This is a genomic window from Lysinibacillus sp. FJAT-14745 (assembly GCF_001275675.1).
Classification (GTDB): Bacteria; Bacillota; Bacilli; order Bacillales_A; family Planococcaceae; genus Lysinibacillus.
In genome coordinates this window covers 1-9,883 of the sequence record NZ_LITM01000002.1, presented here as the reverse complement: position 1 = coordinate 9,883, position 9,883 = coordinate 1, and the positions used below count along the sequence as shown (strand labels likewise).

Sequence of the window (9,883 nt, the reverse complement as noted above, 5' to 3'; positions counted from 1 at the left end):
TGCCCATCTTTTCCTCCGTTTACGTTTGGAAACAGGTCATTGATTTTGTCATCCCCGGATTTTGGTGATGAGCCAAATTAAAAGATGTATGTATATTATAATTTATGACTTAATAAAAAAAATCCTTCTGAATAAATCTTGTGTCAAATTCAGAAGGTCTATAAATAGATACTATTTCGAGTTGATTTATTTTATGAGTAAAAGTAATTTGTTTCCACTTTTAGTGAACATCTACATCAATTGGTTTATCAAAATAAACATATCTTGTTTCTGTTTGACCGTAAAGAATGAAAGAATCTAACTGAATGTCTTTCTTTATTGTAAAGGTCGTATATTTTTTCTCTTTATCTCTTCGGAATCGGGCTGTATCCCATGCTATTTTATGATCGACTGTAATATCCCAGCTACTAATCGTCGCTGACTTTGCGTCTGAAGAAATTTCAAGACGTTGATCTGGAAGGAGCTTCACTTCATATTCTGTATCTTTATAGGTGAATGTATAAGGTAATTGGTCAACTGTTAGTGGATGTCTGACATTCGTTGGCAACTCAAATTTAGCACCTATCACAGATAAATGTCCTCCATCACGTATGCTTGGATATGTGCTAAGTGTGTCGGTATGAGCATATCGATCATTCTGTATATTTATGTTATCTTCAGGAATTGAGCGTTTTAAAGTTTTTCCATCTGCGTTAATTACTTCATACAGAATTTGTGCATTATAACCTACATAAGCATCTTTTTCAGCTAATGGTAAATCAGCAGTATATTGTGCTACTTGTTGTTCTATAAATGTTGCCATATCATCCGTGAATTTTGTTTCAAATTTGAATGATGAGTTGTATGGTCCATGTTGTGCCCGTATGAAATTTACGTCAATGCCGTCCCTCTTAAAAGAAGAATGAAGCGTGATATCTTTCGTTTTGGCTAACAATTCCTTTCTGTCAATAGGTACTTCAAACGACCATTGTCCATCAATGTCATATATGTGTTTAAAGTCAAAAACTAATTTAAATTCAGGGTAAGGGACATCAAATAATGAGAACCCATAGGTAATTTCATTAGTTGATGGTTCTGCATAACTACCAATTGATTGGGTTTCTCCGTTTGGTAGAACGAGTGATACATCATTTACATTACCTTCGTTCGATTCATTAAAGAAAAGTTCACCACCGTTATAGCCGGATGTAGTTAACGTCACTTCAATGAGAGTATCGGTTACCTTGACGTCCTTTACACGTATCATTACAGAGGGAGAACTGGTTGAGGATTCTTTCTGTAATATCGAAAATACTAGAAATAATAATGCTGCTGTGACGAAAACTGTTGCGAAAGTGGCCCGCCAGTTTCGTTTTTTTGGAAGTTCAGTCTTTTCCTTCGGTAATTGATCCATTACTTGATTTGTAAAAGTAGCATCAACATTTACAGGTGGGAACATGGTGCATAGTGCATGTTCTGTTTCAAGCAGCTCCTCAAATAGTGCAGAGCAATTTGCACATGATTGGATATGCGTATCAATTTGCGTCATTGATTCATCAAGTCGTCCATCGATAAAATCATACATTTCTTCAGTCGATAAGCAATTCACCATTCATATCTCCCTTCAACTTGGATTTTCGTAGACGAATTTTTGTTCTATAAAGACGATTTCGCACCTCAGTTATTGGAATTTGAAGTGTTTCAGCGATTTCTTCATATGTGCTGTTACTAGCATACTTAAGAATAAAAATTTGACGCGTTTTATCGTCCAATGTTATTAGCCATTGTTGTAGCAGCTCTTTCTGTTCTTTTGCAATCACTACTGATTCTGGTGTGCATAATGAGGGCGTTTCCTCAAGTGTTGTCGCAACTTCTTTATGCTTCCGTTTAAAATCGATAAGTTGATTAATCGCAATCCGAAAGAGCCATGCTTTAAAAGAGCCACCCTTAAACTTAGGTAAGTTTTCATAGCATTTAATAAACGTTTCTTGCGCAATATCCTTCGCCAATTCCTCATCTTTCGTCTGATACGTTAAATAGCTGACGAGTGGTTGCTTATATGTATCAACAATGATGCGAAATGCTTGTTGATCACCAGCTATGATTTTTTCTATAAGCTGTGCATTCACAAAATCCACCTCCTTACATTAAAAACGTAAAATTTTTCAAAAAATCTCAGCTGAATGGAAAAAAATTCGGAAAATGACTCTATTTAAAATAGGCTATAAATCTAGTTCCTTGCGCTCTCTGTTTTTAGTCTTTTTTAATAAAAGGGGAATTCAAGCTCCATTGGATAAAAATTGAAACTATAATTTTAATTATAGTAAAAATATATTTTTTAAGTAGCTTTTTATAATCTGTTCTGTTGTGGGGGAAAGATAGATATTGCAGAGCTTCACTGTTAGCGGAACGGAGTCGTTCTATGGATAAATAAGAGAATTTAAATTAATAAAGACAAGAAAAGGGAAGTAAAACACAAACCATTTATTGAAGCGGAAGCTAAGAGTTAATGAAATACAGCTGTTATGAAGTTAATGTTTAGGATGCACTAACAGAACAAAAATACAAAAAGAGTCACATTTAACTAGATGTGGCTTTTTCTGATGCATCTAATAGCTATGAAAAGGTGTGATGGAGGCAAGCTTCATGCAAGTTGATTAAGTTGCAGCATGTTTGTCAATCAACTTTACGCAACGAAAGAGGTGGTACGATGCAATTAACAGATGGTACAAGGACATTTGAGTCAGAAATAATCGATGAAGCTGCAAAAAAATTACAACGAGATGAGCAGGAGCGAGAGATGTTAAATGCTTTTGCTCGCTATGCTTACTTTCGTTACAAGCAGATTCGAGATTGTGTAAACCCTCGTAAATGTAAAAACATGAGAATTGAACAAGTAATTGAACAATTAAAATCACCAGCTAAACTACGAAAAGTTAGCAGTCTATTTAATATTTCAGAAGAAGAAGTGCATTACATTATAGATTTTGTGAAAAAGTATTTGAAGTATGTCAAATAAACAAAAATCTCCCGGTCAAAAAATTTTAACCGGGAGATTAATTTTTACTTAAATTCTCTATCCACACCTTGCATAGGCTCTTGGATTTGTTAAAAGAGGAATAATATTGAAAAAGTCCTTGTTTGCAAGGTTATCATTTTTCATCTTTCCACACTATATAGTATTATAATGTATAAGGAGTGTGAGAGTATGAGATTCATTAAATTCCTTCTGATCATTGTAATTATCCTCGGTGTTATTGGTTATGGGGTTTATCATTATGGTATAAAGTTTGCATCCGATAAGGTCGTTGATAATATTTCAACTGAGTTAGAGCAAAGTGGGCAAATGGATGAAATTAAAAATACGATTGAACGTGACCCTCAACTAAAATCATTTATGGAAGAGGCTAAAACGGCAGACAGCAGCAAATTACCGTTTACAACAAAAGAAGAGGCTACAAAAGTATTAATTCAAAAAGTTGGGATTTCGGAGCTTAATAATATAAGAGTAAAAGTACAAAATGGTTCAATGACGAAAGAACAGGTCATTCAAGAAATGGAAGGTAAATTAACAGACGAAGAAATGACGGCATTAAAAGTAATTGTTTATAAAGAGTTATATAAATAAAACGTTGACGGGCCATATAAAGGAAAAAGCAGGGCATGCAATTGTAGCATGTCCTATTTTTTTGCCTTTTTAAGCGAGAAAATCCCTGTTTTATTCTAAATATTTGTCCCTTATTTTGAGCAAAATCAGTATATAAGTTAATGAATGAGGAATGCCTCAAAGTACTTACAAGACAAAAGGAGGGACATCATGGCAATATTTAGGGTTCGTAAAAAGGAGAATTATGTTGTGTTAGACAAAGGGTTTCTGAATGACACTCGTTTAAGCTGGAAAGCAAAAGGTTTGCTTGCTTATATGTTGTCATTGCCAGATGATTGGTCATTTTGTATTACTGATTTAGCTACACATAGTAAATGCAGTCGTGAATCTACTGCTAACATCATTAAGGAGCTATCGAAAACTGGCTATGTACACAAAGTACAGGGTAGAACAAATAACGGTAAATTTAGGAAAGTAGAACTCTCAGTGTTCGAAACACCACAAGTTGAACCGTATAGTGAAAATCCGATAACGGTTAATCCGGTGATGGAAAACCCATTGACGGAAAACCCATTGACGGAAAACCCGTTACCGGAAAATCCAGCAATACTAATTAATAATAAATCACTAAATAATAATTTACTAAATAACAATAATAATTATTATAAGGATCATTCCGCAGAAGAAAACATTCCAAAACTACAAACGGCATTCCAATTTTACGAGCAAAATGGCTTTGGTTCTCTAGCTGCTCATGTCACATATAAAATTGGTCATTGGATTGATGATCTGTCGGAAGACCTAGTAATTCATGCTATGAAGCAAGCAGTAGAAAGCAACGTGCTTCGTTGGAATTACGTTGAAAAGATTTTAGACGATTGGATTAAGAAGAAGTTTACAACAATTGAGGAAGTAGAAGCGGACAAACTTCGATTTGCGGCTCAAAAACAACAACGTACTAATCGATCCAATCTACAAGGCCGTAAAGAGATTGTCCCAGATTGGTTCCATCAACGCCATGAAAATTATAGTGATCTAGAAGCTGGGCAAGCTATAGATTTTGAAGCTGAACGTCAAAAAATATTGGGGAAATGTAGGGGGATAACTGAGAGCGCAAGGTGAAAGATATTAACCAAGTTCATAGCTTTTTAGAGATGACAATAAAGAGGGACCTTACTCAGATCATTTTGAGCAGGTCCCTCAGATAGATCAATGTAAAACCTGATTTTTCATAATATGGTACTATAAAATAAAAGTTTTCTATATCGCAAAAGGGCTAATAAGATGTTGCTTTTTTGCAGAAAACTTCAAGTATGTACTAGAAACATGAGGTTACAATTAGCTTTAAAAGGTGGTTTATAAAATAACTCAAGCTAATGGAAATGGAGAGCTCGCATTATGTTGAAATTTATTGGCTCAGGAAGTGCATTCAATACGAAATTAGGTAATAATGCAGCGTATTATAAAGTAGGAAATCAGATGTTGCTTATTGATTGTGGTAGCAATATTTTTCACCGCATTAAGGAAAATAATTTACTGGAAGGTATCGAGCACATCCATGTATTGATCACGCATACTCATGCGGACCACGTGGGAAGTCTTGCTGATTTTATTTTTTATAGCTATTATGGCCATGGTGAAATGGGAAAACCTAATGTTTCTTTATATTCCGTTCATGATGTGAAAATTGAAGAATTGTTGACTATTAATGGTATTATCCCAGGCGTTCATTGCTTAACAAAAAAATGCCAATCAGATACACAATACACACTTAATTTCTGTAAAGTACTATTCGAATGGTCTAGTCATGTTAAAGAGTTACCTTCTTATTCAATTGAATTATATATAGATGACAAACTTATTTATTATACAGGTGATACAAATAGCCTGAAAGCATCTTTACGAAATCCAAATGAATCGAACAAGGTCTACGATTATGTTTATGTCGATACGTGTAAAGCTGATTATGAAGGCAATGTGCACTTGTCATTACGAAAACTGAGTGAGTTAGTTCGCCCTGAATTACGTTCAAAATTTTGGTGTATGCATTTAGATGAAGGCTTTGACCGTCAAGAAGCTGAAATGTTAGGGTTCAATGTGGTGACGAACGAATTTTAAGGACGTTCGCCTTCAGAAATGCGGGTAGCCTCGTAGCGGAAATCAACGTCTTCTAAATCAAAAAATGGTTAAATATGATAATTGAATCACCGGATGATAAAATTAAGTTGTTTTCCGAAAGGGGGGAGAGAAAAATGGGATTCTTTCTTGTAATGATAGGATTAATGATTTTAGTGGCGGTGATTAACATCTTAAAAAAGGAATCGCCAAATTCTGATCGTTCAAAAAGTCGTTCCAATCATGCGAGTACCCATATTGATTATAGTTCAACAGCTACATTTGTATCCGTAGAAGATTCAAATACACATAATTGTTCGGACAATGTTTCTAGTTACAGTGATACGTCTAGTTGCAGTGATAGTGGGGCGTCGTCCGATTAAGCTATTGAAAAACCTGCTAGATGTTGTCTCGTACAATGCTTAAAGCGCCTTTCACAGATGGGTGGGAGGCAATCATAATGAATAACACCTAGTCAATTCTATCTCTTAATAAAGGGAGGGTCATTTGTGTTAACTAAAATTAGAAAAATTAAATTTGAAACAGAAAGAAAAAACCCTTTGTATAAAGTTATTATGGAATGTCCTGAAGGGAAGGAACTATATGTGAAATTTGATTACACCTACGCAACCAATAATTTTTGGCCATTGCAAGTAAATTATAATAAAAAAAATTATGGTGCCAAACTTGCATGGTATACGAGAGAAGTCGAAGATATGACTGTTGAAGTGTTCTTAGAAACAAAAAATATAACTTTGAATTAACAAGGAATTAGTATTCGTAAAGGGTATAACGTTTAAATTTATATGTAAGCGAACTTCAAAATTTTCATACATAATTTCTCATACATTTTTATTTATTTTCAAAAAGTAACAACATAAAAAGCTGTAGCGTATGACAACGCTACAGCTCAGAATTGGTCTTGCCCTTGTAATGGTTTTAGCCATTATTAGCATTATAACACATAGTACAAAAAATCAAAGTTCTAATGAGAATTTATTTCAATGAATTGAATATATCGTTAGATAGTTGACACAGTTGTGTTTTATATAGCTATTCTTGTATTGTTTCAGCAAATGTTTTTCGACCAGGATTAACTTTATTAACGGTAATATTTATTTTACTAAGTGAATTTTCTGTTAACGTTACCTTGCCATCCTTTTGTATCTTTTTCCATACCTTTACGTTTTTTCGATATAGCTGTTCTGATAAGCGGAAAACATCAACATCTATTTTTAAGCCCTCGTCATATGTTTTTTTAATATCTTTTTTAACTGCCTTAATAACACCGTTTCTTATTTGATCGGTGCTAACTTTTCCTTTGAAACCATTGATGATTGCATTTAATTTTATATCAACTTCAAATGTTACTTCATTGTTTTTTACAATTGGTTTTATCTCCGTACTTAATTTTTCTAAGTCGACTGATAAGTATTCTTTTTCTTTATTGTCTAATTTAATGGTTACGTCTCCTCGAGTTTTTTTACTAAACATCCATTGGATACCTCTTGCATCCCCATCCATTAGATAGCCTTTAAATCCATTCTTTGAAACTACCCCGAAACCTGTTAATGCAGTTTCCGTTGTGGGCTCTTCGGTCGTCTCCCAATTTTTGTTGATTGAAACAAATGGAATATTCACTTCATGACTCGGCTCATCTAAGGAGATAAGTAAGTTTCGTAAATCAACGGGCTCTACATATGTTTCTATTTCCTGTGTACGTAATGGATTGCTTAGTTTTGAAGCTGTTAACGATTTATTTAACATCGGTGTGACTAAAAGAACATCTTTAATGTGATCCTTTGTACAATAAGTCAATATTTGATATCTAGTTTGCCGATGACGTAAAAAACTGTCAATAACAGGTATCGAATGCTCATTTTTCAAGGCATCCTCTGAGAAAAGAAGAAAAGTCATATGTCCCCAGAATATTTTTTGATCGATGGAGCGATATAATTTAAAAAAGGCTTCTTCCATCGTTTTACCTTTAGCAAATCCAATTTCTGACGGTGGTGCTTGTGAAGGAGGCGCTTCAGATTTAGCAACAGTAGAAAAATTGATAATTTGCATATATATTTCATATTGGCCATCTTTATAATCGATACCAATTCCGTCAATATAGTACATTCTTTGTGGTTCAGTAACATCCCAACATCCCGAAAGTAATAGTACAACTGCTAAACTCACTATTAACGCAATTTTTTTCTTCATTTTTTAATCCCTACTTTTAGAAATTCTGTGTAGTTTTGTGGAGTAAAGGGGTTTTGTATATAGCTTGGACAAAATATGAGAGGATTATAAGTAGTGAAAATCTTAGGATAGCTTCATTAAGCCATTTAAACAAAAGACCAGGACTCATCATTAGAATGAGACCTGGCGTATTCTTGGGAAATAGTTATTAATTTACGTTCGAAATTTAGTGAAAGCAAAGGATGAAGAAAATCCATCCCCGGATCACTTTAAATTCCTTTATTATCGCGAAATTCTATAATGGTTCCTTCAGGTGCTTTTAATTTACAAAGCTGACCATTTTCAACTTTATAAATAATTTCGTCATTTTTACGAATAAAATTAACATTCATATCTTTTAATCGTTCTACTTCTTGACTTAGATTATCAACCCATAAACAGAAGTGGACAATGCCTTGAGCATTTGAATTACATGCATCAAGATCTTCATGATATTTCCCAGTTTGGAGTTCAATATAAAAGGCTCCGAGCTTTAGCCAAGTATTAATATGTCTATCGTGGAAATTTGGTGACTCCTGTACTAGTTCAAAACCTAATACTTCTGTGTAAAAATTTAAAGACTCAGCATATGTATTCGTTTGTATGCAAATGTGATGCACGTATTTTTCAACCATAAATTATTTCTCCTTTTGCTTTATAGTCATATTTTAATATAAATTACCACGTCTGTTGATTAACTAATTTTCTCCATAAAAAACTAATAAAAAAGAGAGATTCCGTGTAAAATGTAAGTTACCANCACGTCTGTTGATTAACTAATTTTCTCCATAAAAAACTAATAAAAAAGAGAGATTCCGTGTAAAATGTAAGTTACCACACAAACCTTTACAAGGAGGAATCTCTCATGGCTAAGAATACCACGATTTTCACACTACTTCAAAACTTTATTTCACAGGAAGAAATCGACGAGATTCTCGCTGAATTTCAGTTTGAAGACAAAGCTCGTAAATGTGATGTCCCAACACTTTTAAACTACTTGGTAGGTGCTGCTACATTTGAATGGAAAAGCTTGCGGCACGCTGCAGATGTTGCCCCAGCGCAAGGTTTGAAATCAGTAGATTATTCCACGCTTTCCAAACGTTTAGGTGAACTAAATTACCTCATCGTGAAACGGATTTTCGAGGTGATTGTCAGTCGATTAAATCGATCGGCGAGGCGCTCTCTAAAGGTGAAAAAAGAACTTCTGGCGATTGATTCGACAACAATTACAGTCGGGAAAAATCGGTTACCTTGGGCTCTTTACCATGGTGAACGTTCAGGGATAAAACTACACGTCAGCTATACAAATCAAACGGGGATGCCCCTTCAAATCGTTGAAACGACTGGGCTTAAGCATGATGGCCCAATTGGTGTCCTACTTGAAGATAAACACTTTATTTTAGTGGCCGACCGTGCCTATTTTTCCATTGATAAAGTCGATCGATATGTGACAACAAAACAGGATTTTGTCATTCGATTAAAAGATAATATTCAGCTAAACCGTAAAAAATCGTTAAAAAGAACGGCCGTTGAAGGGACAAATATCGTCGCTGATTTCACCTGCACGTTAGGCACTGCTCAAAAACAAACCGAAGAACGACACCGTGTTGTCGAGTTTACCGATTACGAAGGTGCCATTGTACGCGTTGTCACGAATCTTCGCTATGTAACGGCAGAAGAAATCGCAGGCATGTACAAGGAACGTTGGGTAATTGAATCGTTCTTTCGCTGGATCAAACAAAATTTAAATGTGCCCGTGTTATTTGGTACAACACCCAATGACGTATTTAGTCAGCTCTTCGCAGCGTTAATAGCCTATGTTTTATTGAAGTTTATACATACAAGAATCCATTCAAAAACAGACGTAGAAGTATTGTCATTCGCAGGTTTTACACGCCTGTTTCTTTGGCATGCGCTTCCTTTGAAATGGCGAACATACGTTGAAGAACTTTT

11 protein-coding genes are annotated in these 9,883 nt (G+C 34.6%); 7 read left to right on the top strand and 4 right to left on the bottom strand.

Annotated features, from left to right (window positions below; translation table 11 throughout):
• Nucleotides 1–220 precede the first annotated feature (220 nt).
• Nucleotides 221–1,591 carry an anti-sigma factor gene (locus tag AMS59_RS01465; protein WP_053482004.1) on the bottom strand — a complete coding sequence of 457 codons (1,371 nt, stop codon included), beginning with the start codon at nt 1,589–1,591 and terminating at the stop codon, nt 221–223.
• Entirely contained in the window at nt 1,569–2,108 is a 540-nt protein-coding gene (locus tag AMS59_RS01460) for an RNA polymerase sigma factor (protein WP_053482003.1), read from the bottom strand. Before AMS59_RS01460 ends, AMS59_RS01465 begins: the two co-directional genes overlap by 23 nt.
• A gap of 581 nt (nt 2,109–2,689) precedes the next feature.
• Here AMS59_RS01460 and AMS59_RS01455 point away from each other — a divergent pair.
• The 6 genes from AMS59_RS01455 to AMS59_RS01430 all read left to right on the top strand — a co-directional run bounded on the left by AMS59_RS01455 (nt 2,690) and on the right by AMS59_RS01430 (nt 6,465).
• On the top strand, nt 2,690–2,998 hold the full coding sequence (locus tag AMS59_RS01455) for a hypothetical protein (RefSeq protein WP_053482002.1): 309 nt from the start codon (nt 2,690–2,692) through the stop codon (nt 2,996–2,998).
• 189 nt (nt 2,999–3,187) lie between these two features.
• Nucleotides 3,188–3,607: a hypothetical protein gene (locus AMS59_RS01450; protein WP_053482001.1), complete on the top strand. Its 420-nt coding sequence runs from the start codon at nt 3,188–3,190 to the stop codon at nt 3,605–3,607.
• A gap of 189 nt (nt 3,608–3,796) precedes the next feature.
• Nucleotides 3,797–4,708 carry a DnaD domain protein gene (locus tag AMS59_RS01445; RefSeq protein ID WP_053482000.1) on the top strand — a complete coding sequence of 304 codons (912 nt, stop codon included), beginning with the start codon at nt 3,797–3,799 and terminating at the stop codon, nt 4,706–4,708.
• 276 nt (nt 4,709–4,984) lie between these two features.
• The gene (locus AMS59_RS01440) at nt 4,985–5,704 is read left to right on the top strand and encodes an MBL fold metallo-hydrolase (RefSeq protein WP_053481999.1); all 720 of its coding nucleotides are present in this window, start codon (nt 4,985–4,987) and stop codon (nt 5,702–5,704) included.
• 134 nt (nt 5,705–5,838) lie between these two features.
• Nucleotides 5,839–6,084, top strand: coding sequence for a hypothetical protein (locus AMS59_RS01435; protein WP_053481998.1), 246 nt, complete (start codon nt 5,839–5,841; stop codon nt 6,082–6,084).
• Between the two features lie 126 nt (nt 6,085–6,210).
• Entirely contained in the window at nt 6,211–6,465 is a 255-nt protein-coding gene (locus AMS59_RS01430; protein WP_053481997.1) for a hypothetical protein, read from the top strand.
• Nucleotides 6,466–6,754: 289 nt separating this feature from the next.
• Here AMS59_RS01430 and AMS59_RS01425 read toward each other — a convergent pair whose 3' ends face one another.
• Nucleotides 6,755–7,912 carry a Ger(x)C family spore germination protein gene (locus AMS59_RS01425; protein ID WP_053481996.1) on the bottom strand — a complete coding sequence of 386 codons (1,158 nt, stop codon included), beginning with the start codon at nt 7,910–7,912 and terminating at the stop codon, nt 6,755–6,757.
• Nucleotides 7,913–8,160: 248 nt separating this feature from the next.
• Nucleotides 8,161–8,565, bottom strand: coding sequence for a VOC family protein (locus tag AMS59_RS01420; RefSeq protein WP_053481995.1), 405 nt, complete (start codon nt 8,563–8,565; stop codon nt 8,161–8,163).
• 230 nt (nt 8,566–8,795) lie between these two features.
• On the opposite strand from AMS59_RS01420, the gene AMS59_RS01415 reads away from it, so the two are divergent.
• Nucleotides 8,796–9,883: IS4 family transposase (locus AMS59_RS01415; RefSeq protein ID WP_053481994.1), on the top strand; the 1,088-nt coding region annotated here is incomplete at its 3' end.

Excerpts from the sequence above, each read along its gene's own strand:
- AMS59_RS01465 (WP_053482004.1), bottom strand. The coding sequence starts at position 1,591 with ATGGTGAATTGCTTATCGACTGAAGAAATGTATGATTTTATCGATGGA.
- AMS59_RS01455 (WP_053482002.1), top strand. The coding sequence starts at position 2,690 with ATGCAATTAACAGATGGTACAAGGACATTTGAGTCAGAAATAATCGAT.
- AMS59_RS01450 (WP_053482001.1), top strand. The coding sequence starts at position 3,188 with ATGAGATTCATTAAATTCCTTCTGATCATTGTAATTATCCTCGGTGTT.
- AMS59_RS01445 (WP_053482000.1), top strand. The coding sequence starts at position 3,797 with ATGGCAATATTTAGGGTTCGTAAAAAGGAGAATTATGTTGTGTTAGAC.
- AMS59_RS01440 (WP_053481999.1), top strand. The coding sequence starts at position 4,985 with ATGTTGAAATTTATTGGCTCAGGAAGTGCATTCAATACGAAATTAGGT.
- AMS59_RS01435 (WP_053481998.1), top strand. The coding sequence starts at position 5,839 with ATGGGATTCTTTCTTGTAATGATAGGATTAATGATTTTAGTGGCGGTG.
- AMS59_RS01425 (WP_053481996.1), bottom strand. The coding sequence starts at position 7,912 with ATGAAGAAAAAAATTGCGTTAATAGTGAGTTTAGCAGTTGTACTATTA.
- AMS59_RS01420 (WP_053481995.1), bottom strand. The coding sequence starts at position 8,565 with ATGGTTGAAAAATACGTGCATCACATTTGCATACAAACGAATACATAT.